25 protein-coding genes are annotated in these 22,310 nt (G+C 71.8%); 15 read left to right on the forward strand and 10 right to left on the reverse strand.

Features of this window, described 5'->3' with window-relative positions; genetic code table 11:
• The first annotated feature begins 23 nt into the window (after positions 1-23).
• Positions 24-1,337 (forward strand): helix-turn-helix domain-containing protein, encoded by a 1,314-nt coding sequence (locus ACE1OA_RS07825; protein ID WP_384870969.1) that lies wholly within the window; start codon positions 24-26, stop codon positions 1,335-1,337.
• Between the two features lie 87 nt (positions 1,338-1,424).
• Here the strand turns inward: ACE1OA_RS07825 and ACE1OA_RS07830 are convergent, their stop codons facing one another.
• The gene (locus ACE1OA_RS07830) at positions 1,425-1,646 is read right to left on the reverse strand and encodes a CarD family transcriptional regulator (protein WP_147980518.1); all 222 of its coding nucleotides are present in this window, start codon (positions 1,644-1,646) and stop codon (positions 1,425-1,427) included.
• A 259-nt stretch (positions 1,647-1,905) separates the two neighbouring features.
• Here ACE1OA_RS07830 and ACE1OA_RS07835 point away from each other — a divergent pair, with 259 nt between their 5' ends.
• The 12 genes from ACE1OA_RS07835 to ACE1OA_RS07890 all read left to right on the forward strand — a co-directional run bounded on the left by ACE1OA_RS07835 (position 1,906) and on the right by ACE1OA_RS07890 (position 12,217).
• Positions 1,906-2,475 (forward strand): GNAT family N-acetyltransferase, encoded by a 570-nt coding sequence (locus ACE1OA_RS07835; RefSeq protein WP_384870971.1) that lies wholly within the window; start codon positions 1,906-1,908, stop codon positions 2,473-2,475.
• Positions 2,476-2,832: 357 nt separating this feature from the next.
• On the forward strand, positions 2,833-2,916 hold the full coding sequence (locus ACE1OA_RS07840; protein ID WP_310591794.1) for a putative leader peptide: 84 nt from the start codon (positions 2,833-2,835) through the stop codon (positions 2,914-2,916).
• 126 nt (positions 2,917-3,042) lie between these two features.
• On the forward strand, positions 3,043-4,740 hold the full coding sequence (locus tag ACE1OA_RS07845) for a nitrite/sulfite reductase (protein WP_356779238.1): 1,698 nt from the start codon (positions 3,043-3,045) through the stop codon (positions 4,738-4,740).
• Positions 4,737-4,916 (forward strand): hypothetical protein, encoded by a 180-nt coding sequence (locus ACE1OA_RS07850; RefSeq protein ID WP_147980521.1) that lies wholly within the window; start codon positions 4,737-4,739, stop codon positions 4,914-4,916. The genes ACE1OA_RS07845 and ACE1OA_RS07850 overlap by 4 nt, the downstream gene beginning before the upstream one ends.
• Positions 4,913-5,620 carry a phosphoadenylyl-sulfate reductase gene (locus tag ACE1OA_RS07855; RefSeq protein WP_432752541.1) on the forward strand — a complete coding sequence of 236 codons (708 nt, stop codon included), beginning with the start codon at positions 4,913-4,915 and terminating at the stop codon, positions 5,618-5,620. The genes ACE1OA_RS07850 and ACE1OA_RS07855 overlap by 4 nt, the downstream gene beginning before the upstream one ends.
• A complete protein-coding gene (cysC, locus tag ACE1OA_RS07860) occupies positions 5,617-6,183 on the forward strand; it encodes an adenylyl-sulfate kinase (RefSeq protein ID WP_356608383.1) in 567 nt (188 codons plus the stop codon). Before ACE1OA_RS07855 ends, cysC begins: the two co-directional genes overlap by 4 nt.
• Positions 6,180-7,115: a sulfate adenylyltransferase subunit CysD gene (gene cysD, locus ACE1OA_RS07865; RefSeq protein ID WP_147980524.1), complete on the forward strand. Its 936-nt coding sequence runs from the start codon at positions 6,180-6,182 to the stop codon at positions 7,113-7,115. The genes cysC and cysD overlap by 4 nt, the downstream gene beginning before the upstream one ends.
• A 2-nt stretch (positions 7,116-7,117) precedes the next feature.
• Positions 7,118-8,467: a sulfate adenylyltransferase subunit 1 gene (locus ACE1OA_RS07870; protein WP_356608380.1), complete on the forward strand. Its 1,350-nt coding sequence runs from the start codon at positions 7,118-7,120 to the stop codon at positions 8,465-8,467.
• A 189-nt stretch (positions 8,468-8,656) separates the two neighbouring features.
• Positions 8,657-9,763, forward strand: a complete 1,107-nt coding sequence (locus tag ACE1OA_RS07875) for an aliphatic sulfonate ABC transporter substrate-binding protein (protein ID WP_384870977.1) — start codon at positions 8,657-8,659, stop codon at positions 9,761-9,763.
• Between the two features lie 43 nt (positions 9,764-9,806).
• Positions 9,807-10,601, forward strand: a complete 795-nt coding sequence (locus ACE1OA_RS07880; protein WP_356608376.1) for an ABC transporter ATP-binding protein — start codon at positions 9,807-9,809, stop codon at positions 10,599-10,601.
• Entirely contained in the window at positions 10,588-11,472 is an 885-nt protein-coding gene (locus tag ACE1OA_RS07885; protein WP_356608374.1) for an ABC transporter permease, read from the forward strand. Before ACE1OA_RS07880 ends, ACE1OA_RS07885 begins: the two co-directional genes overlap by 14 nt.
• Before the next feature lie 7 nt (positions 11,473-11,479).
• The gene (locus ACE1OA_RS07890) at positions 11,480-12,217 is read left to right on the forward strand and encodes a sirohydrochlorin chelatase (RefSeq protein WP_356608372.1); all 738 of its coding nucleotides are present in this window, start codon (positions 11,480-11,482) and stop codon (positions 12,215-12,217) included.
• Between the two features lie 64 nt (positions 12,218-12,281).
• Here the strand turns inward: ACE1OA_RS07890 and ACE1OA_RS07895 are convergent, their stop codons facing one another.
• Together ACE1OA_RS07895 and ACE1OA_RS07900 are read right to left on the reverse strand one after the other, a co-directional pair.
• Positions 12,282-12,854: a TIGR03086 family metal-binding protein gene (locus tag ACE1OA_RS07895; RefSeq protein ID WP_384870982.1), complete on the reverse strand. Its 573-nt coding sequence runs from the start codon at positions 12,852-12,854 to the stop codon at positions 12,282-12,284.
• 81 nt (positions 12,855-12,935) lie between these two features.
• The gene (locus ACE1OA_RS07900) at positions 12,936-13,577 is read right to left on the reverse strand and encodes a DsbA family protein (protein ID WP_356608368.1); all 642 of its coding nucleotides are present in this window, start codon (positions 13,575-13,577) and stop codon (positions 12,936-12,938) included.
• Positions 13,578-13,681: 104 nt separating this feature from the next.
• Between ACE1OA_RS07900 and ACE1OA_RS07905 the strand changes: the two genes are divergently transcribed.
• The gene (locus ACE1OA_RS07905) at positions 13,682-14,530 is read left to right on the forward strand and encodes an aldo/keto reductase (protein ID WP_384870984.1); all 849 of its coding nucleotides are present in this window, start codon (positions 13,682-13,684) and stop codon (positions 14,528-14,530) included.
• Here the strand turns inward: ACE1OA_RS07905 and ACE1OA_RS07910 are convergent.
• The 7 genes from ACE1OA_RS07910 to ACE1OA_RS07940 form a co-directional block, all read right to left on the reverse strand.
• Positions 14,502-14,885: a nuclear transport factor 2 family protein gene (locus ACE1OA_RS07910; protein WP_356608364.1), complete on the reverse strand. Its 384-nt coding sequence runs from the start codon at positions 14,883-14,885 to the stop codon at positions 14,502-14,504. The genes ACE1OA_RS07905 and ACE1OA_RS07910 overlap by 29 nt on opposite strands.
• Positions 14,878-15,429 carry a DUF1697 domain-containing protein gene (locus ACE1OA_RS07915; protein WP_356779234.1) on the reverse strand — a complete coding sequence of 184 codons (552 nt, stop codon included), beginning with the start codon at positions 15,427-15,429 and terminating at the stop codon, positions 14,878-14,880. Before ACE1OA_RS07915 ends, ACE1OA_RS07910 begins: the two co-directional genes overlap by 8 nt.
• Positions 15,430-15,502: 73 nt before the next feature.
• Positions 15,503-16,705, reverse strand: coding sequence for a S8 family serine peptidase (locus tag ACE1OA_RS07920; protein ID WP_432752542.1), 1,203 nt, complete (start codon positions 16,703-16,705; stop codon positions 15,503-15,505).
• A 268-nt stretch (positions 16,706-16,973) separates the two neighbouring features.
• Positions 16,974-18,167 carry a macrolide-inactivating glycosyltransferase gene (mgt, locus tag ACE1OA_RS07925; RefSeq protein WP_356608358.1) on the reverse strand — a complete coding sequence of 398 codons (1,194 nt, stop codon included), beginning with the start codon at positions 18,165-18,167 and terminating at the stop codon, positions 16,974-16,976.
• A gap of 64 nt (positions 18,168-18,231) precedes the next feature.
• Complete coding sequence (locus ACE1OA_RS07930) at positions 18,232-19,530, reverse strand: ABC transporter substrate-binding protein (protein ID WP_432752543.1); 1,299 nt, start codon at positions 19,528-19,530, stop codon at positions 18,232-18,234.
• Positions 19,530-20,372, reverse strand: a complete 843-nt coding sequence (locus ACE1OA_RS07935; protein WP_432752544.1) for a carbohydrate ABC transporter permease — start codon at positions 20,370-20,372, stop codon at positions 19,530-19,532. The genes ACE1OA_RS07930 and ACE1OA_RS07935 overlap by 1 nt, the downstream gene beginning before the upstream one ends.
• Positions 20,369-21,304, reverse strand: a complete 936-nt coding sequence (locus ACE1OA_RS07940; protein WP_356608352.1) for a carbohydrate ABC transporter permease — start codon at positions 21,302-21,304, stop codon at positions 20,369-20,371. Before ACE1OA_RS07940 ends, ACE1OA_RS07935 begins: the two co-directional genes overlap by 4 nt.
• A 142-nt stretch (positions 21,305-21,446) precedes the next feature.
• Here ACE1OA_RS07940 and ACE1OA_RS07945 point away from each other — a divergent pair, with 142 nt between their 5' ends.
• Positions 21,447-22,310: a phosphotransferase enzyme family protein gene (locus ACE1OA_RS07945; RefSeq protein ID WP_432752545.1), complete on the forward strand. Its 864-nt coding sequence runs from the start codon at positions 21,447-21,449 to the stop codon at positions 22,308-22,310.

Genomic DNA, 22,310 nt, shown 5'->3' on the forward strand with positions numbered 1-22,310 from the left:
CCGCAGGTGGCTGGGAGAGACCGATGAAGAACACGCAGCTCGACATGAACCGGCTCGCCGCCATGGACGCCGCCCAGGCCACACGGCTGCTGTACCGGGTGCGGGAGGAGACCCTCGCGGGCCGCACTCCCCCGGTCGCGCCCCGCCCGGTGATCGACGCTTCGTGGCAGCGGATGTTCCGGCTGGGCCTCGATCCGGACCAGAGCACCAGCAGCGTGCTGCTGCGCCGCGACGAGCTGGAGGAGCGGCGGCGGACGACGGTCCTCGGCGAGGTGATGCGGACCCTGAGCGAGGGGCTCGCGGCGATGGCCGACGCCTCCCTCCAGATCATGGTGGTGACGGACGAACAGGGCCGGGTGCTGTGGCGGGAGGGCAATCTCGCCGTGATGCGGCAGGCCAACGGCATCTGCCTGGAGGAGGGCGCGGCCTGGACCGAGCACACCACCGGCACGAACGCGGTGGGGACGGCGCTCGCCATGCGCCGGCCCGTGCAGGTCCACTCGGCCGAGCACTACGTCCACACCCTGCACCGCTGGACCTGCGCGGCGGCCCCCGTGCACGATCCGCGCGACCAGCGCCTGCTGGGGATCGTGGACGTCAGCGGCCCGGCGTCGACCTTTCATCCGGCGACGCTGGCACTGGTGGGCTCGGTCGCGCAGCTCGCGGAGGCCGAGATGCGCGAGCGTCATCTGCGGTCGATCGAACGGCTGCGGTCGGTGGCCGCACCGATCCTGTGCCGGGTGGGGGGCCGGGCCATCGCCGTCGACACGCACGGCTGGACGGCGGCGGTGACGGGGATGGCGCCCCAGGACCGGATCGGCCTGCCGAAGTCGTTCCGCGCGGGGCGGGTCTGGCTGCCGTCGCTGGGGGCGTGCGCGGTGGAGCCGCTGCCGGGCGGCTGGCTGCTGCGGATCGACGACGAGGAGCGTCCGGAGTCGGGCGGGCCGGTGGTCCCGGCGAGCCGCGTGGTGCTCGACCTGAGCCGGCCGCGGCGCTGGTCGGTGGCGGTCGCGGGGGCGGCGGGCAGCTGGACGCAGGAGCTGAGTCCGCGCCATGCCGAGCTGCTGTTCGTGCTGGCGCTGCACCGGGACGGGCGGACGGCGGCACAACTGGCCCAGGACGTGTTCGGGGACCGGACCCGGACCGTCACGGTACGGGCGGAGATGTCACGGATCCGCCGGAATCTGGCGGGGGTACTGGCGCACCGTCCGTACCGCTTCAGCGAGGAGGTCGGTGTGGAAGTGATGCGCCCGCCCCACCCGGAGGACCTGCTGCCGCACTCGACGGCGCCGGCGGTGCGGGCGGAACGGGCGAACCGCTCGGAACGGCGGAGTTAGTAGGGAAATAGGAAGGAAGAGGACCGGACAGGGCCCCGGGGGCCGAAGGGGCGCCCGGGGTGGCTTGCGGACCGCCCCGGACAGGACCTAGAGCTTGCTCATCTTGTTGTACGGGCTCACGATCCGCCGTTGCGCCGAGCCGAAATCCACGACCGCCGCGATTCCGTCCTCGATGCCGACGACCCGGCCGAGGCCGTACATGTCGTGGGTGACCTTGTCGCCTACGGCGAACTCCTTGGGGGGCAGCGCGACCGGGGCCTTGAAGGGGCTGGTGGGCAAATGGCGCTTCGGTGCAGATGGCTTCGTCATTGCCCCCAGTATGCGCCAGCGCGCAGCCGTTCGGTGCGGCCGTCCGGCTCCCTTTCTCGCGCGCGGGCCGGAACGGCACCTCGCGACGGGGCCCGCGCGGCGGATCCCGGGCGCCGGCACGTGCACGCGACCCGTTCCGGCGCCCGCCGGACCGCCGTGGACCGGATGCCGGAGGCGCGTGTCCACGATCCGGACACTCCGTTCACGGCGGCGGGGGGCTGCCTGGGCACCGCCGCCGCGACCGTGATGCGATGAGCGCATGAGCACTACTGTCACCACCTGGTCCCTCGAACAGACCTCGCCGTCCGATCTCCGCCCCGCCGTCGCGCCGGAGGGCGACGACATCACGATCGTGCGGGCCGAGGTGCCCTCCCCCGAGTTCAGCCGCTTCCTCTACACGGCGGTCGGCGGCGACATCCACTGGAACGACCGTCTGCACCTGTCCTACAAGGAGTGGCAGGAGATCGTCGAGAAGCCGGGGGCCGAGATCTGGGTGGCGTACGACAAGGGCACGCCGGCCGGTTACGTGGAGCTCGACCCGCAGGACGACGGCGTCGTGGAGATCATCTACTTCGGACTGATCGCCGCCTTCCGGGGCCGCCGGATCGGTGGTCACCTGCTGACCGAGGGCGTGCGGCGGGCCTGGGACCTGGCCGAGCGCTGGCCCGACCGCGAGCCGACCCGCCGGGTGTGGCTGCACACCTGCTCGCTGGACGGCCCGCACGCGATGGACAACTACCGGCGCCGCGGCTTCCGGCTCTTCGACACCAAGGTCGAGGAGGCCGAGGAGACGGCGACCCCGGGCCCCTGGCCGGGCGCCCTGGGCTGACGCCCCCGTCCTCCCCCGCCGGACGCGCCGGGCCGGTCCCTCCGGCCCGGCCCCGGCAGCGCTACCCGGCAGCCCGGCACCAGGCTCGGTACCGGCCCCGCCCGCACCCCGGACGCGGCCGGCGGCATCCACGGCGCACCGCCGGCGGCCCCCGGAACGGCGCCCTTCGCACCCCTCGCGCCGGCCGCTCCCCGCCCGCCGTACGGACCGGGGACCCCGACACGCCCTCCGCGCACGCCCCTTGAGCACCACCCGCCGGAAGTGACCCACAGCACACCGTCTCACCAAACGAGACGTCTGTGTCCACATCATGGACGAAGCTGGACTGGGTCCAAAGTCCCGTGACACGCTTCCGTCATGTCTGGAACTGGAATTGCCTTGGTGAGTCGGCGGCACGTCGACCTCGGCCGCATGTCCAGCGCCATCTGTCCGGCGCGCTGAGAGAACCAGCACCGCCGCGATCACTTCTCTGCCCGACCCTGCTGCGCACCGCCGCGCCATCATCCCACCTGCGCGCGAGTGTGCAGGTCAGAGCCGCCCTCCCGCAGTCCCGAAGGACGAAAAGCCATGGCCGCCACCCCGGAAAACCCCGCACCCGCCACGCCCCGCCGCAAGGTGAGCCGTCACCGTGGCGAGGGTCAGTGGGCCGTGGGGCACTTCACCCCGCTGAACGGCAATGAGCAGTTCAAGAAGGACGACGACGGTCTCAATGTACGGACACGCATTGAGACGATCTACTCGAAGCGTGGATTCGACTCGATCGACCCCAACGACCTCCGCGGGCGCATGCGCTGGTGGGGCCTCTACACCCAGCGCAAGCAGGGGCTGGACGGCACCAAGACCGGCGTCCTGGAGCCGGAGGAGCTGGACGACGAGTTCTTCATGCTCCGGGTCCGTATCGACGGCGGCCGGCTGACCACCGAGCAGCTCCGGGTGATCGGTGAGATCTCGCAGGAGTTCGCGCGGGGCACGGCGGACATCACCGACCGGCAGAACGTGCAGTACCACTGGATCCGGATCGAGGACGTTCCCGAGATCTGGAACCGCCTGGAGGCCGTCGGCCTGTCCACCACCGAGGCCTGCGGCGACACCCCCCGTGTCATCCTCGGCTCCCCGGTGGCCGGCATCGCCGAGAACGAGATCATCGACGGCACGCCCGCCATCGACGAGATCCAGCGGCGGATCGTCGGCAACAAGGACTTCTCGAACCTGCCCCGCAAGTTCAAGTCCGCGGTCTCCGGATCACCGCTCCTCGACGTGGCGCACGAGATCAACGACATCGCCTTCGTCGGCGTGCACCACCCGGAGCACGGTCCCGGCTTCGACGTCTGGGTCGGCGGCGGCCTGTCCACCAACCCCAAGCTGGGCGTCCGGCTGGGCACCTGGGTCTCGCTCGACGAGGTCCCGGACGTCTACGAGGGCGTCATCTCGATCTTCCGTGACTACGGCTACCGCCGGCTGCGCACCCGCGCCCGCCTGAAGTTCCTCGTCGCCGACTGGGGCGCGGAGAAGTTCCGCCAGGTCCTGGAGGACGAGTACCTGAAGCGGAAGCTGACGGACGGGCCCGCCCCCGAGCAGCCCGCCGGCCGGTGGCGCGACCACGTCGGTGTCCACCGGCAGCAGGACGGCCGCTTCTACGTCGGCTTCGCGCCGCGCGTCGGCCGGGTCGACGGCGCCACGCTCACCAAGATCGCCGAGATCGCCGAGGCGCACGGTTCGGGCCGGATCCGCACCACCGCCGAGCAGAAGATGATCGTCCTGGACATCGAGGAGGGGCAGGTCGACTCGCTCGTCTCCGCCCTGGAGGCCCTGGACCTGCGGGTGAACCCCTCGACCTTCCGGCGCGGCACGATGGCCTGCACCGGTATCGAGTTCTGCAAGCTGGCGATCGTCGAGACGAAGGCGCGCGGCGCGTCCCTGATCGACGAGCTCGAGCGCCGCATCCCCGACTTCGACGAGCCGATCACCATCAACATCAACGGGTGCCCGAACGCCTGCGCCCGTATCCAGGTGGCGGACATCGGCCTCAAGGGCCAGCTCGTCCTGGACGACGACGGCAACCGGGTGGAGGGCTACCAGGTCCACCTGGGCGGCGCGCTCGGCCTGGAGGCGGGCTTCGGCCGCAAGGTCCGTGGCCTGAAGGTCACCTCGGCCGAGCTGCCGGACTACATCGAGCGGGTCCTGGAGCGCTTCCGCAAGGAGCGCGAGGACGGCGAGCGCTTCGCCACCTGGGCGGCGCGCGCGTCCGAGGAGGCCCTGTCGTGAGCGAGCGCGCCGCGCCGTTCCACTGCCCGTACTGCGGCGACGAGGACCTGCGCCCGAACGAGCAGGGCCACGGCGCCTGGGAATGCCGGGCATGCGGTCGAGCCTTCCAGCTGAAGTTCCTGGGGCTGCTCGCCCCGGGCACTTCGAGCGATTCCGACGGAGGGGAAGAGATATGACGACGACTCAGGTCACTGAGGGCGCCGATCTGAAGGAACTGGCCGAGCAGGCCGGGCGCGACCTCGAGGACGCGACGGCGCTGGAGATCCTCCAGTGGGCCGCCGACACCTTCGGCCGGGAGTTCTGCGTCACCTCCTCCATGGAGGACGCCGTCGTCGCCCATCTGGCGTCGCGCGCCCTGCCCGGCGTGGACGTCGTCTTCCTCGACACCGGCTACCACTTCCCGGAGACCATCGGCACGCGTGACGCGGTCGACGCGGTGATGGACGTCAACGTCATCACCCTGACCCCGCGCCGGACGGTGGCCGAGCAGGACGCCGAGCACGGCCCGGGGCTGCACGACCGCGACCCGGACCTGTGCTGCGCCCTGCGCAAGGTCAAGCCCCTCGAGGAGGGCCTGACCGCCTATCGCGCCTGGGCCACCGGCCTGCGCCGCGACGAGTCCCCGACCCGGGCGAACACGCCGGTCGTCGGCTGGGACGAGAAGCGGCAGAAGGTCAAGATCTCACCCATCGCCCGCTGGTCGCAGGACGACGTCGACGCCTACGTCGCCCGGCACGGAGTCCTCACCAACCCGCTGCTGATGGACGGTTACGCCTCGGTCGGCTGCGCGCCCTGCACCCGCCGGGTCGCGGAGGGCGAGGACAGCCGCGCGGGCCGCTGGGCCGGCCGGACCAAGACCGAGTGCGGACTGCACGGATGACGGACACTCAGGAAGTTCAGGAGAAGCGCGTGACGGGTGCCACCATCTGGCTGACCGGGCTGCCCAGCGCCGGCAAGACCACCATCGCCCACGAGCTGGCCGGCCGGCTGCGCGGCGAGGGCCACCGCGTCGAGGTCCTCGACGGCGACGAGATCCGCGAGTTCCTCTCGGCGGGCCTCGGCTTCAGCCGCGAGGACCGACACACCAACGTGCAGCGGATCGGCTTCGTCGCCGAACTGCTCGCCTCCAACGGCGTGAAGGTCCTGGTCCCGGTGATCGCCCCGTACGAGGACAGCCGCGAGGCCGTCCGCAAGCGTCACCAGACCGAGGGCACGCCCTACGTCGAGGTCCACGTCGCCACTCCGGTGGACGTGTGCTCGGTACGCGACGTGAAGGGGCTGTACGCCAAGCAGGCCGCGGGCGAGATCAGCGGGCTGACCGGTGTCGACGACCCGTACGACGAGCCGCGGAACCCGGATCTGCGGATCGAGTCCCAGAACCAGACCGTGCAGGAGTCCGCGGCGCAGCTCCACGCGCTGCTCACCGAGAGGGGTGTCGCATGACGACCGTCGCTCATGTCCACGACGCGACCGACAGTCCGTTCGCGCTGTCGCACCTGGACTCCCTGGAGTCCGAGGCCGTGCACATCTTCCGTGAGGTCGCGGGCGAGTTCGAGCGGCCGGTGATCCTCTTCTCGGGCGGCAAGGACTCCATCGTCATGCTGCACCTGGCGCTGAAGGCGTTCGCGCCGGCCCCGGTGCCGTTCACGCTGCTGCACGTCGACACCGGGCACAACTTCCCGGAGGTCCTGGAGTACCGCGACCGCACGGTGGCCCGCCACGGGCTGCGCCTGCACGTCGCCTCCGTGCAGGAGTACATCGACGCCGGGAAGCTGCGCGAGCGTCCCGACGGGACGCGCAACCCGCTCCAGACGGTGCCGCTGACCGAGGCGATCCAGCAGCACCGTTTCGACGCGGTCTTCGGCGGCGGCCGGCGCGACGAGGAGAAGGCCCGCGCCAAGGAGCGGGTGTTCTCGCTGCGCGACGAGTTCTCGCAGTGGGACCCGCGCCGGCAGCGGCCCGAGCTGTGGCAGCTGTACAACGGCCGGCACGCCCCCGGCGAGCACGTCCGGGTCTTCCCGCTGTCGAACTGGACCGAGCTGGACGTCTGGCAGTACATCGCCCGCGAGGGGATCGAGCTGCCGGACATCTACTTCGCCCACGAGCGCGAGGTCTTCGCCCGCAACGGCATGTGGCTCACCGCCGGCGACTGGGGCGGCCCCAAGGACACCGAGACGGTGGAGAAGCGGCTCATCCGCTACCGCACCGTGGGTGACATGTCCTGCACCGGCGCCGTCGACTCCGACGCCACCACGCTCGACGCCGTCATCGCCGAGATCGCCGCGTCCCGGCTCACCGAGCGGGGAGCGACCCGCGCCGACGACAAGATGTCCGAGGCCGCGATGGAAGACCGCAAGCGCGAAGGGTACTTCTAGCCATGACGAGCACCACCGAGCAGTTCACCGACGTCTCGGCGACCACCCTGCTGCGGTTCGCCACCGCCGGCTCCGTCGACGACGGCAAGTCCACCCTGGTGGGCCGGCTGCTGCACGACTCAAAGTCGGTCCTGACCGACCAGCTGGAGGCCGTCGAGCACGCCTCCCGCTCCCGCGGCCAGGAAGCACCCGACCTGGCGCTGCTCACCGACGGCCTGCGCGCCGAACGCGAGCAGGGCATCACCATCGACGTGGCCTACCGCTACTTCGCGACGGCCCGCCGCCGGTTCATCCTGGCCGACACCCCCGGGCACGTGCAGTACACCCGCAACATGGTCACCGGCGCCTCCACCGCCGAACTGGCCGTGGTCCTGGTCGACGCCCGCAACGGCGTCGTCGAGCAGACCCGCCGCCACGCGGCGGTCGCCGCCCTGCTGCGGGTCCCGCACGTGGTCCTCGCCGTCAACAAGATGGACCTCGTGGACTACGCCGAGCCCGTCTTCGCGGCGATCGCCGAGGAGTTCACGACGTACGCCTCCGAGCTCGGCGTCCCGGAGATCACCGCGATCCCGATCTCGGCGCTGGCGGGCGACAACGTGGTGGAGCCGTCCGCGAACATGGACTGGTACGGCGGTCCCACCGTGCTGGAGCACCTGGAGACCGTCCCGGTCAGCCACGACCTGACGGCCTGCCACGCGCGCTTCCCGGTGCAGTACGTCATCCGTCCGCAGACCGCCGAACACCCCGACTACCGGGGCTACGCCGGCCAGATCGCGGCCGGTGCCTTCCGGGTCGGCGAGCGGGTCACCGTCCTGCCCTCGGGCCGGACGTCCACCATCTCGGCGATCGACGCGCTCGGTGAGCCCGTCGACATCGCCTGGGCCCCGCAGTCGGTCACCATCCGGCTCGCCGACGACATCGACATCTCCCGCGGCGACCTGCTCGCGCCGGTCGACGACGCCCCGGCCACCAGCCAGGACGTCGAGGCGACGGTCTGCCACGTGGCCGACCAGCCGCTCGTCGTGGGCCAGCGGGTGCTGCTCAAGCACACCACGCGCACGGTCAAGGCGATCGTCAAGGAGATCCCCTCGCGGCTGACCCTGGACGACCTCTCCCAGCACCCCGAGCCGGGGCAGCTGGTCGCCAACGACATCGGCCGGGTCAAGGTGCGCACCGCCGAGCCGCTCGCGCTCGACGCGTACGCGGACTCGCGCCGCACCGGTTCGTTCCTGCTGATCGACCCCGCGGACGGCACCACGCTCGCCGCCGGCATGGCGGGCGAGTCCTTCGCCGGCGCCAAGGCCGCGGCGGCCGTCGTCGCCCCCGCAGACGAGGAAGGGTGGGACTTCTGAGATGAGAAACGACGTCTACGCCACGTTCGCCAAGGAAGGCGGCCGGGTCGGCTCCGGTGCCCTCGGTGCGGGCCGGGGAGGTGTCGCGCGATGTGCGTGCTGACGCCGATGCGCCGCGCCTGCGGCGCCACCCCGCTCCACCTCCGACACCACCGACGAAGAAGACTTCGAAGACCCTGAGGGGAACCCGTGCCTGCCTCCCGTACCACCCTGCGCCGCTCACTCGCCGCCGCCGCGGCCCTGCCGCTGCTGATCGGCGCGCTCGCCTCCTGCGGCTACGGCTCCGAGGCCAAGAACGACGAGAAGAAGGTGGCCGCCGAGGGCGAGAAGCTCTCCGCCGACACGGTCCGGCTCGGGTACTTCCCGAACCTGACGCACGCCACCGCCCTGGTGGGCGACCAGGAAGGCATCTTCCAGAAGGAGCTGGGCGGCACGCAGCTGAAGGTCTCCACCTTCAACGCCGGCCCCTCCGAGATCGAGGCGCTGAACGCCGGCTCGATCGACATCGGCTTCATCGGCCCGTCGCCGTCCATCAACGGCTACACCAAGTCCAAGGGCTCCAACCTCCGCATCGTCGCCGGCTCCGCCTCCGGCGGGGTCAAGCTCGTGGTGAACCCGGACAAGATCAAGACCCTGGACGACATCAAGGGCAAGAAGATCGCCACGCCGCAGCTCGGCAACACCCAGGACGTGGCGTTCCTGAACTGGGTCTCCGAGAAGGGCTGGAAGGTCGACGCCCAGAGCGGCAAGGGCGACGTCTCCGTGGTCCGCACCGACAACAAGGTGACCCCCGACGCCTACAAGTCCGGTTCCATCGACGGCGCCTGGGTGCCGGAGCCGACCGCGTCGAAGCTCGTCAGCGAGGGCGCCAAGGTGCTGCTCGACGAGTCGGACCTGTGGCCCGACAAGAAGTTCGTGATCACGAACGTCATCGTGTCGCAGAAGTTCCTGAAGGAGCACCCGGACGTCGTCGAGGCGGTGCTGCGCGGATCGGTGAAGACCAACGCGTGGATCAACGCCAACACCGACAAGGCGAAGGCCTCCGCCAACGCCAAGCTGAAGGAGCTCTCCGGCAAGGCGCTGGGTGACAAGGTCATCGACGGCGCGTGGCCGTCGATCCAGTTCACCAACGACCCGCTGGCCGCCACGCTGCAGGCCCAGGCGGACCACGCGGTGAAGGCCGGTCTCCTGAAGCAGCCCGACCTGAACGGCATCTACGACCTGAAGCCGCTCAACAAGGTCCTGAAGGCCGCGGGGCAGCCCGAGGTCGCCGACGCCGGTCTCGGCGTCAAGTAACCCTCGAAAAAGCCCAGTTCAGGTATCCCAGGAGGTGACGACCATGGCCACGACCGCGACGATCGCCAAGGCCGAGGACCGTGCGGCGGTGACCCACGCCGCCCGGCTCGAGCACGTCTCGAAGTCCTTCGGCGGACCCGCCGGTCAGCAGCTCGTGCTCGACGACATCTCACTCGATGTCGCCCCGGGCGAGTTCGTCACCCTCCTGGGGGCCTCGGGCTGCGGCAAGTCCACCCTGCTCAACCTGGTCGCCGGGCTCGACCGGCCGTCCGCGGGGTCCATCGAGACCCCCGGCGGCCGGCCGGCCCTGATGTTCCAGGAGCACGCCCTCTTCCCGTGGCTGACCGCGGGCAAGAACATCGAACTGGCCCTGCGGCTGCGCGGGGTGCCGAAGACCGAGCGCCGCGACGAGGCCGAGCGCCTGCTCGAACTCGTCCGGCTCAACGGCTCGTACGGCAAGCGGGTGCACGAGCTGTCCGGCGGCATGCGGCAGCGGGTCGCGCTGGCCCGGGCCCTGGCCCAGGACAGCGATCTGCTGCTGATGGACGAGCCGTTCGCGGCGCTCGACGCGATCACCCGCGACGTCCTGCACGACGAGCTGACCCGTATCTGGCGCGAGACGAAGCTGTCGGTCCTCTTCGTCACCCACAACGTGCGCGAGGCCGTGCGGCTGGCCGAGCGCGTGGTGCTGCTGTCGTCCCGCCCCGGCCGGATCGCCCGGGAGTGGACCATCGAGATCCCGCAGCCGCGCCGCATCGAGGACGCCGCCGTGGCGGAGCTCTCCGTCGAGATCACCGAAGAACTGCGTGGGGAGATCCGCCGCCATGGCCAGCACTGACACCACACCCAAGACCGACGACCTGGCCGGGCTGGAAGCGGGTCTGGACGCGCTGGACAGCGTGCAGGTCCGCCGGACCCCGGTGCGCGAGGTCCTGCTGAAGAAGGTCCTGCCGCCCGTCCTGGCCGTCGTGCTGGTGCTCGTGGTCTGGCAGCTCCTCGTGGTGGCCGAGGTCACCGACGAGGGCAAGCTGCCCTCCCCCGGAGCCGTCTGGGAGTCCCTCTCCACGATGTGGCTGGAGGGCACGCTCATCGAGGTGCTGTGGACCAGCGTCTCCCGGGCGCTGCTCGGCTTCCTGCTGGCGCTGGCGATCGGCACCCCGCTCGGGCTCGTCGTGGCCCGGGTGTCCGTGGTGCGGACGGCGATCGGCCCGATCCTGTCGGGTCTGCAGTCGCTGCCCTCGGTCGCCTGGGTGGCACCCGCGGTGCTGTGGCTCGGGCTCAACGACCAGATGATGTTCGCCGTGATCCTGCTGGGCGCGGTGCCGTCCATCGCCAACGGTCTGGTGGCCGGCGTGGACCAGGTGCCGCCGCTGTTCCTGCGGGCCGGCCGGACGCTCGGCGCGACCGGTCTCAAGGGCGCCTGGCACATCGTGATGCCGGCCGCGCTGCCCGGGTACCTCGCCGGCCTGAAGCAGGGCTGGGCCTTCTCGTGGCGCTCGCTGATGGCCGCGGAGATCATCGCGTCCTCGCCCGATCTCGGCCTGGGGCTCGGTCAGCTGCTGGAGAACGGCCGGAACAACTTCGACATGCCGGGGATCTTCCTGGCCATCATCCTGATCCTGCTCGTCGGTGTCGCCATCGACCTGCTCGTCTTCAGCCCGCTGGAGCGCGCCGTGCTGCGGCGCCGCGGTCTGCTGGTCAAGAGCTGAGAACGCCGTGAACGGTCCCGTCCTCCTCGTCATCGCCCACGGCAGCCGCGATCCGCGGCACGCGGCGACCGTGCGGGCGCTGGTCGCCCGCGCCCGGTCGCTGCGGCCGGGGCTGCGCGTGGAGACGGCGTTCCTGGACTTCGACCTGCCGTCGGTGAGCGGAACGCTCGACCGGCTCGCGGCCGAGGGGGTGCGGGACGTGGTGGCGCTGCCGCTGCTGCTGACCCGCGCCTTCCACGCCAAGGCGGACATCCCCGCCGTCCTGCGGCAGGCGCCGCCCGTCCTGCGGGTGCGGCGGGCGGAGGTCCTCGGCCCCTCACCGCTGCTGGTGGCGGCGGTGGAACGGCGGCTGTACGAGGCCGGGCTCACGCCCGGCGACAAGGGCTCGACCGGGGTCGTCCTGGCCTCGGCGGGCTCCAGCGACCCGGAGGCGATCGCAGTGATCGCAGAAACGGCGCGGGAGCTGCGGCGCACCGGTTGGTGCTCCGTGCGGCCTGCGTTCGCCTCCGCATCCCTTCCCCGGACCGAGGACGCCGTCCGGACGCTGCGCGCCGACGGGGTGCGCCGGGTCGCGGTGGCCCCGTACGTCATCGCGCCGGGCCGGCTGCCCGACCGGATCGCGGCCGGCGCCGCGGATGCCGACGTCCTGGCGGACGTGCTGGGCCCGGCTCCGGAGCTCGCGCGGCTGCTGACGGAGCGCTACGAGGAGGCCGTCGCCGGCCGCCGGGTGCCGATCGCCGGCTGAGGCGGGTCCGTCCGGCCCGTCCCGGACACCGGAAGCCTTCGGCCGGCACTGCCGCGGACGGCCGCTACCGGCGCGGGTCGCGTCCGCTCAGGGCGAGGGCGCGGCCGAAGGCGGAGGCGTCCGGCGCGCTCTCGACCGGGGCCGCGAATCCGTCGTAGCCGCGGTAGACCTCGGCGTGTTCGGCCACGACGCCGAGCAGGAACTCCCCCGTGGGGTCGGGCACCTCGAAGTCCTGGCCGGTGGAGCGTGCCAGGTCCCAGCCGTGCACGGCGAGTTCCTTGACGAGCAGCGAGGCGACCACGGTGGCCGGCATGGCGGTGAAGCCGAGGTCGATCTCGCCGTCCCAGACACCGGGGCCTTCCCAGGCGGCCAGGGCCCGGTCCAGCTGGGCGGCGTACCGCTCCGCCCAGTCGGGGTCCGCGGCGAAGTCGCGGGCCGTGAGCTCCTCGGGGAGCCGCTCGCGCAGGGCGCGGTGCTCCAGGCCGTGCGCGGAGTAGAGGACGAGGTGGTTGGCGAGCTCACCCACCGTCCAGGCGGTGCAGACGGAGGGGGCGGCGAGCTGTTCCCGGGTGACGCCGCGGGCGACGCGGGCCGCTTCGGCGGCGCAGACGCCGAGGTGCGTGTGGATGTCGTTCATGGCGTCGACGCTAGGCGGGCGCCCGCGTCGCGGTCTTGAAGATTCGCGACACCCGGGCGCCGGCCGTCGGCGTCGGCCGGATCAGCCGAAGTCGAGGCCGCCGGTGCGGGTCCGCTTGAGCTCGAAGAGGTCGGAGTGGCCGGCGAGGACGCGGAAGCTGTCGAAGAGTTCCACCGCCTCCCGTCCACGGGGGATGGCACGCAGGACGGGTCCGAACCAGACCGTGCCGTCGACGTGGAGGGTGGGGGTGCCGACGTAGCCTCCGGCCTGCGGGTCCCGCCCCGCGTCGTGGCTGCGCCGCACGGCCTCGTCGTGGCGGGTGTCGTGGGCGGCCTCGGCGAGCCGTGCGGGCAGTCCCAGCTCGGCGAGGGATCCGGCGATCACCGTGTCGAAGTCGGCCTCCTTGCGCTCGTGGATGCGGGTGCCGAAGGCGGTGTAGAGCGGGCGGAGGATCTCCTCCCCGTGCTCCTCGGCCGCGGCGGCGGCGACCCGCACCGGGCCGATCGACCTGTCGACGAGTTCCCGGTACCAGTCGGGCAGCTCGTTGCCGATGTTGTGGAAGTACAGGCTCATCACCCGGAAGCGCAGCTCGACGTCGCGCTGCCGCTCCACCTCCAGCATCCAGCGGGAGGTGATCCAGGCGAAGGGGCAGGCGGGGTCGAAGTAGAAGTCAACGACGGGGACGGCGGGGGCAACGGGCCGGGACGGGGCGTCGGTGGTCATGGCTGGGAGCCTAGCCAGCCGATGGCCCGCGGCTTCGGGCCATTCGCCGCTTTGTCGACTGGGCCACTTCGGTGCCGTCCGACGTGCTGTCGTACGGTGCCCGCATGGTCTCGGAGACGTTCGTCCTCGGTGGTGTTCCCGTACGACGGCTCGGCTACGGAACGGCGCAGCTGACCGGCCCCGGCTACTGGGGTCCGCGCGGCCCGCGGGCGGATGCCGTCGCCGTGCTGCGGCGGGCGGTGGAGCGGGGCGTCACGCTCGTGGACACCGCGGACAACTACGGGCCGGGCCTGGCCGAGGAGCTGGTCGCCGAGGCGCTGCGTCCGTACCGCGACGACCTGGTGATCGCCACCAAGGGCGGGGTGGTCCGGACGAGCGACAGCGCCTGGCACGTCGAGGGGCGTCCGGAACGGCTGCGGGAGATGTGCGAGGCGAGCCTGCGCCGGCTGCGGACGGACCGGATCGATCTCTACCAGCTGCACCGCTTCGATCCCGAGGTGCCGATGTCCGAGCAGCTCGGCGCACTGGACGAGCTGCGCGCCGAGGGGAAGATCCGGCACGTCGGCCTGGACTCGGTGACCGCGGGGCAGCTGTCGGAGGCGCTGGCACTCACGTCGTCCGTGGTGTCCGTGCAGAACCGATTCCATCTGCTGGACCGCGGCTCCGCGGCGGTGCTGGAGCTCTGCGAGGCGCACGGGCTGGGCTTCCTGCCGTGGTTCCCGCTGGGCAACGGCGCCCTGACCGGCCGGGCCGCGGCCTCGCTCGACGCCGTCGCGGCGGCGCACGGCGCGACCCGGGGGCAGATCGCCCTGGCCTGGCTGCTCCACCGTTCACCGGTGCTGCTGCCGACTCCGGGCACCGGCTCGCTCGCGCACCTGGAGGAGAACCTGGACGCGGGCGCGCTCCGCCTCGACGCGGCCGAACTCAGTCTGCTGGACTCTCTGGCGGACTGACGGGTGCGGGCGTGCCCTGGTGGAAGTAGAGGAGCCAGCGTCCCTCGGTGAGCCGCCAGATCGAACTGCGGTGGGAGCGGACGCCGTGGGACTCGGTGGCGAAGGTCAGGTGCACCACGTCGGGGGCCAGCTGCACGCCGTGCATGTCGCTGGCGGTGATCGGCCGGGGGCTGGCCCCCGCGGTCATCGCGGCGATGATCGACGCCCGGTCCCAGCGGCGTCCTGACGTGCCGAACTCCTCGAAGTCCGGGTGCAGCAGCTCGGAGAACAGCGTCACCGAGCTGCGGACCGTCGGGTCCAGGAGGCGCAGCTCGCCCTCGACGGCCGCGGCCACGGCGGGGGGAAGGTCAGTCACGGGTCATCTCCACGAGCTTGGTCACGGTGTTCCAGTTGCGCGAGGTGGCGACGACGCCCTTGAGGAGGGAGGGCCGGGAGACCGCCTCGGCCAGCTTGGAGCGCCCGAGGCCGTCCGGGGCGTAGAGGTAGAGGACGCGGTCGCCGAGGCGGAACTCCTCCGGGAGGAAGGCGGCCTGGTCGACCGAGGCGAAGCGCTCGGCGCCGAGGGCCTCCGAGAAGTACGTGACGTGGAGCTGCTTCCCCTCCAGCTCGGCGGCCGGGAAGGGGCAGGCGTCGGCCACCGCGGCCAGGTAGGCGGCGCTGCGCACGAGGGTGTCGACGCGGAAGCCGAAGTGCTGCTCGACGGCCTTCTCGACTGCGGCGGCGAGGGTGTCGTCGGTCTCGTCGGCGTCGGTGGTGAAGACGGCGTTGCCGCTCTGCAGGTAGGTCCGGACGTCGCGGTGGCCGAGCCCTTCGAGGAGTGAACGGAGCTCCGCCATGGGCACCTTGCGATGCCCGCTCACGTTGATTCCGCGCAGCAGTGCGGCATAGGTCGTCGTCATGGTCACACGATAGGGCGGCCGTCGCGCCCCGTGGGGGAGGGCGCGACGGCCGCCGGGCATCAGGCGGGGGCTCCTACTCGACGATCTTGAGCAGCTTGTTGGCGGTGCCCTGACTCGGGTTGCTGATCTTGTCCGCGGTGGCTCCCGCGACGAGCGCCTGGGCGACCTGGTCCGGGGTGGCGTCGGGGTGTGCCGCGAGGTACACGGCGGCGGCGCCGACCACGTGCGGGGTCGCCATGGAGGTGCCCGAGATGGTCTTCGTACCGGTGTCGCTGTCGTTCCAGTCGGAGGTGATGTCCGAACCCGGGGCGTACAGGTCCACGACGGAGCCGAAGTTGGAGAAGTCGGACTGCTGGTCGTCCTTGGTCGAGGAGGCGACCGTGATGGCCTCCTGGACGCGGGAGGGGGAGCCCTGACTGGCGTCGGAGGACTCGTTGCCGGCCGCGACGGCGAAGGTGACGCCGGAGGCGATCGCCTTCCTGACCGCGTCGTCGAGCGCCGGGTCGGCGCCGCCGCCGAGGCTCATGTTGGCGACGGACGGGCCCTGGTGGTTCTTGGTGACCCAGTCGATGCCGGCGACGACCTGCTCGGTGGTGCCGGAGCCGTTGTCGTCGAGGACGCGCACGGCGACGATCTTCGCCTTCTTGGCGACACCGTGGGCCGTGCCGGCGATGGTGCCGGCGACGTGCGTGCCGTGACCGTTGCCGTCCTGGGCCGTTTCGTCGTTCTCCACGGCGTCGAAGCCGTCGGAGGCCCGGCCGCCGAAGTCCTGGTGGCCGACCCGGACTCCGGTGTCGATGACGTACGCGGTCACGCCCTCGCCGGCGCCGTCGGGGTAGGTGTACTTGGAGTCCCCGGCGGTCTCGGTCTGGTCGACGCGGTCCAGGCCCCAGGAGGGCGGATCGGCCTGGGTGGCGCTGATGGAGAACTTCTTGTTCTGGACCACCTTGGAGACGGCCGGGTCGGCCGCGAGGCGCTTGGCCTCGGTCACCGAGAGGTCGTTGACCGAGAAACCGTTGACGGTGGAGTCGTAGCTGCGGCGCAGGGTGCCGCCGTACTCCTTCGCCAGCTTGCCCTTGTCGGCCTTCTCGTCGAGCAGGACGATGTAGCTTCCGCTGACGGCGCCTTCCGCGCCGAGGCCGTAGACCGTGCCGAGGGCGGGCGTGGGGGCCGCGCCCGCGAACGGACTGGTGAGGACGGTCACTCCGGCGGCTGCTGCTATCGCGGTCGTGACGGCGATGAGCTTGGTCCGGCGAACGCGCTTGTGTGTAGCCATGAAGAGGGGACTCCTCGTCAGGATTTGTGGGGGGTTGAGCCACTGGAAGAAAACTCTCCGGTAGCTGCCTCGAAACCCTGACCGATTGACGGGCTCAGTTCAAGGGCTTCCCGGTCCCGCGGCTTACTCAACAAGGTTTCTTAAAGAGAACCCCGCCAACCCCCCTCATTTCATTCACACATGAGGCCCCTGGGGACCCCAGGGGCCTTGCTAGTGCAATCAGCAACGAACTCGGTGATGCATCACCGGCTCCGAAATGCGAACACACTCAAGCCAGTTCGGCCTCGATCAGGTCGGCGGCCCTGAGGGTCCCGCCCTCGGCCGCCATCCCCTGCCGGATCTCCTGTGCGCGGCGGGCGACTTCGGGGTCGTCGGCGAGGGCGAGCACGGCCTCGCGCAGCCGCTCGGCCGTCGCCTCCTCCATCGTCAGCCGGCGGGCCACACCCAGGGACACGAGCATGTCCGCGTTGCCGAACTGGTCGACGGCCTGTGGGACCGCCACCATCGGGGTGCCGGTGGCCAGGCCCTCCTGACTGCCGCCGGCGCCGGCGTGGGTGACGAACGCGTCGGCCTGCCGGAGGATCGCCAACTGCGGTACCCAGGAGTGGACTTCCACGTTGGCCGGCAGCTCGCCCAGTTCCGCCGGATCGACGAAGGAGCCGATCTGGAGGACGACGTGCCAGTCGGGACGGTCCGCGAAGGCCGCGGCGGCCGCCCGGTAGAACGCGGGCTGCTTCGTGTAGGCGGACCCCAGGGAGACCAGGAGGACCCGGCCGGCCCCCTCGGGCCGGCGCCACTCCCCCTGGTCGGCGCGACCGCCCTGGCAGGCGCCGACGAAGCGGAAGACGGTTTCGTCGACCCGGTCGGCCTGCGGCTGCAGGGCCCGCGGGATGAGCACGACGGCGCGGCGGGGGCGGGCCACCAGGCGGTCGGGAGGGGTGTCGACGCCGTGCTCGGCGAGCCACCGCTCGAAGCGCGCGTAGTACGCCTTGCCCCGCGGCGAGGCCTTGAGCTCCGCGAACATCGGCTCCGCGACCTCCTCCTCGTACCCCTCCCAGGGCACGAGGTTGGGCCAGAGCGAGACGGCGGGGACGCCCCAGCGATGGGCGAGGACCGGTGCCGGATAGGAGGTGATGTCGTGCAGGACGAGGTCGGGTTCGTCGCCGGCGAAGGCCGCGGCGAGCTGCGGGAGCGCCTGGACGGCGTCGTCCAGGAAGGGCTCGACGTTGTCGATCAGCTCGGTGCCCCAGGCGTCGGGGTCCTCGTCGGTCGGGAGCGTGGACGTGTAGACGACGGGGGTGGCGCCGGTCGCGGCGACCTTCTCGGCGAAGGAGGCGGGGACGGCGTAGCTGACGCGGTGCCCTCGGGCGACGAGCTCGCGGATCACTTCGAGGCTCGGGTTCACGTGCCCGTGGGCGGCGATGGAGAACATGGCGATGTGGGCGCGCGGGATCGTGGTCATGAGCCGAACCTTAACGAGACGAGACGTCTCGTGCAACCAAATGGGTGCCCGTTTCCCTGTCCCGTCAGCGGCGTTGATACCGGGCCAGCACCAGGTTCCCGTACTCCACCAGGCGCCTTCGCAGCTCGGCCGCGTCGATCGCGCCGCTGTAGTACTCCTGGAACGCCGGGGTCGCCACCTTGTCCTTCCACTCCGGATAGCCCCGCACCGACTGCGCGGGCGCCGAGCGCAGGTGCTCCGCGACCGCCGCCCCGGTCGCCCAGCCGTCCCGCTCGGTCCGCAGCGAGGGATCGGCCAGCGCCGCCGTACCCGTCGGCAGCATCCAGTCGCCCCGGGCCAGCCGGACCATGTTCCGGGGCTGGAGAAGGAAGTCGAGGAACTGCGCGGCCTCCTTCTTGTGCGGGCTGTCCTCGGCGATGGAGAGCGTCTGCGGGCTGACGCCCTGGGCGAGGCCCTCACGTCCGGCGGGCGCGGGCAGCACGGTCCACTCGAAGCCCGGAGGCGCCTGCTGGGCGATCTGCTGCCGGTACGAGAAGCCCAGTGGGACCATCGCGTACCGGCCGCCGAAGAAGCCGGGCAGTGTGTCCGAGCCGCCGGTGCCGAGCGTGGAACGAGCCGCGCTGCGGTCGGTGTTCACCTGGTCGTGGACCGTGCCGGGGACGATGCCGTCGGTCGCGCCGAAGTCGATCGTCACCCGGCCGTCCGCGCCGCGGTGGAAGAGCCGCCCGCCCGTCGACAGGCCCAGGTTGAGGCTCACCGAGACCGGCTCCTTGAGGGGCCAGGCGACCGCGTACCGCCCCGGCCCCATCGTCGCCGTCAGTTCCCGGGTGACACGGCGGAACTCCTCCCAGCTCCACGGGGCCTCGGGGGTCGGGATCCGGACGCCCGAGGACTCCAGGATCCGCCGGTTCGCGATGATCACGCGCGGCTCCTGGAGGAACGGAACCCCGTAGATCCCGTCCCCGAAGGTCGTGGTCTCCCAACTGCGCGCGGGGATGTCCGCCTTCAGGCGGGCCGGCAGCAGGTCGCTCAGATCCGCGAGGCGGCCGCCGTAGGCGAAGTCGGCCAGGTCGTCGGAGGCGTCGTGGATGAGGTCGGGGGCCTCACCGCCCTCGAAGGAGGTCAGGAGCTGGTCGTGGACGGAGTCCCAGCTGCCCTGGACGTACTCGACCCGGATGTCGGGATGGGCGGCGTTCCACTCCGCCACCAGCTCCTTGTTGACGTCGACGGACTCCTTCTGCCAGGCCAGCGACTGGAAGCGGAGCCGTACGGTCCCGTCGTCCCGGCCGTCTCCGCCGGCGGCGCAGCCGCTGAGCAGCAGGGCGACGACGGTGCTGACGGCGGCCCAGGTCCGCGGGCGCATCAGGACTTCACCGCCCCGGCCAGCGCGCCCCCGGTGATCCGTCTCTGGATGACCGCGAAGACGACGAGCGAGGGGATCGTGGCCAGGAACGCGGCCGCGGCCAGCGGCCCGAGATCGGCGACCCCCTCCGCGCCCAGGAAGTGGGTCAGGAGGACCGGCAGGGTCTGCTTCTCCGGGCTCTTGAGCAGCACGAGCGCGAAGAAGAACTCGTTCCAGGAGGTGACGAAGGCGAAGAGCGCAGTGGCGACGATCCCGGGGGCGAGGAGCGGGGCGGTGACCGAGACGAGCGTGCGGACCCGGCCGGCGCCGTCGACGGCGGCGGCCTCCTCCAGCTCGGCCGGCACGGCCCGTACGTATCCCACCAGCATCCACAGCGCGAACGGCAGCGACCACACGACGTACACCATGACCAGGCCGGGAAGGCTGTCGATCAGCCGCAGGTTCTTCAGGACCAGGAAGAGCGGGATGATCACCAGGACGAAGGGGAACGCCTGGCTGACCACGACCCAGCCGGTGACGGCCGAGGCGGCCTTCCCGCGGGCGCGCGCCGTCACGTAGGCCAGGGGGGTGGCGACGGCGACCGAGACGAGGGCGGCGGCGAGCGCGGCGAGCAGGCTGTTCGCCGCGGCCCGGAGCAGCGGCTGTTCGTCGAAGGCCTGCCGGAAGTTGGCCCAGGTGGGGTCCCGGGGGATCCAGGTGGGGTGGAGCGAACCGAGCTCGGGGGCGGGCTTGAAGGCGGTGGAGATCAGCCAGAGAAGGGGGAAGGCGAGGAAGGCCAGGTACGCGAGGAGCGCGAGGTACTGGCCGAACCGCGCGGGCCTGCTGGGGCGAAGAGCGCTCACCGGTCCCGGTCCCCCTTCAGTCGTCCGACGAGATGGAAGGCGAGGAGCACGGAGACGGCGGCCACGAGCACGCAGCCCATGGCGGCGGCGTAGCCGAACTGTCCGTAGCGGAAGGCCTCTTCGTAGGCGAAGAGCATGGGGAGGCGGGTCCGGCCGCCGGGGCCGCCGTTGGTCAGCACGTAGACCAGGGCGAAGGAGTTGAGGTTCCAGACGAAGTTGAGCGCCGTGATGGCCAGTGCCACCGGTCTGAGGGCGGGCCAGGTGACCGTGCGGAAGCGGCGCCAGGCTCCGGCGCCGTCGAGGGCGGCGGCCTCGTGGAGCTCGCGCGGGGTGTTCTGGAGGCCGGCGAGCAGGGCGACCGTGGTCTGCGGCATCCCCGCCCAGACCCCGACCACGACGACCGCGGCCAGCGCGGTGGCCGGTCCGCCGAGCCAGTCGTGTCCGTCCCCGAGGCCCAGGTCGCGGACGGTCTCGTTGAGGATGCCCGCGTCGGCGTTGTAGACCAGGCGCCACATGATGCCGACGACGACCTCGGGCATCGCCCAGGGGACGATCGCGAGCGCCCGGGCCAGCCAGCGCAGCCGGAGGTTCTGGTCGAGCAGCAGGGCGAGCCCGAGCGCGAGCAGGAACTGCGGGACGGTGACGCCGAGGGCCCACACCAGACCGATCCGGAACGACTCCCAGAACAAGGTGTCGTGCAGCAGGTCCTGGAAGTTGAGGGTGCCGACCCACTGGGTGGAGCGGGTGCGGCCGGACTGGGCGTCGGTGAAGGCGAGGGCGATGCCGTAGAGCAGGGGCCCCACGCTCAGGACCAGGATGGGGATCAGTGCCGGCAGCACCAGGAACCACGCGCCGTGGTCCCGCCCGGGGCCGGGGCCCGCTCCGGCGGCCGTCCGTCCGCCGGACCGCTTCGTCGCGGTCACCACACTCACCGATACGACCCCTTATGTGCGCTATGTCACATGCTCCGGTCTCCGTCATGGTCCTGACAGGGCGTCGGTCCCGTCAAGGCCGCCCGCACGGATGCGAGACTTTGGCTGATTCGCATAGGCAACGGGAGAGACGGAGATTCGGATGGACGAGGCGCGGGCACGGGAGATCCTGGCCGCCACGGGGCTGCCGGCCCGGGAACAGGACGCCCCCCTCCTCTCCTTGGGGGAGAACGCGGTCTTCGGCGCGGGTGATCTCGTGGTGAAGGTCGGCCGGGACGCGGAGCTGCTGCCCCGCGCCGAACGCGAACTGACGCTCGCTTCCTGGCTGGCCGAGACCGGCATCCCCGCGGTACGGGCGGCGGAAGCCGCGCCCCGCCTGGTCGACGGCCACCCGGTCACCCTCTGGCACCGGCTGCCCGCCGCCGTACGGCCGGCCGAGCCCCGCGACCTGGCCCCGCTGCTGCGCCGGATCCACGCACTGCCGGAGCCCGCCTCCCTCACCCTGCCCCGCCGCGACCTGCTCGCCGGGGTGGAGCGGTGGCTGCGGCTCGCGGGCGACGCCGTCGACCCGGCCGACGCGGCCTATCTGCGGGAACGGCGCGACTCCTTCGCGCCGGCGGCCGCCGCGCTCACCCCGCACCTGACCCCCGGCCCGATCCACGGGGACGCCCTGCCGCGCAACGTGCACGTCGGCCCCGACGGTCCCGTCCTCGTCGACCTGGAGACCTTCTCCTCCGACCTGCGGGAGCACGACCTGGTGGTCCTCGCGCTCTCCCGCGACCGGTACGGGCTGGATCCGGCGGCGTACGACGCCTTCACCGAGGCCTACGGCTGGGACGTGCGCGCGTGGGAGGGGTGCGCCGTGCTCCGCGGTGCCCGGGAGACCGCGAGCTGCGCCTGGGTGGCCCAGCACGCGCCGAGCAATCCCAAGGCCCTGGCCGAATTCGAACGGCGGGTGGCCTCGCTGCGGGACGGCGACCCGGAGGTGCGCTGGTACCCGTTCTGA

The organism is Streptomyces sp. JL2001 (assembly GCF_050917515.1).
Classification (GTDB): domain Bacteria; phylum Actinomycetota; class Actinomycetes; order Streptomycetales; family Streptomycetaceae; genus Streptomyces.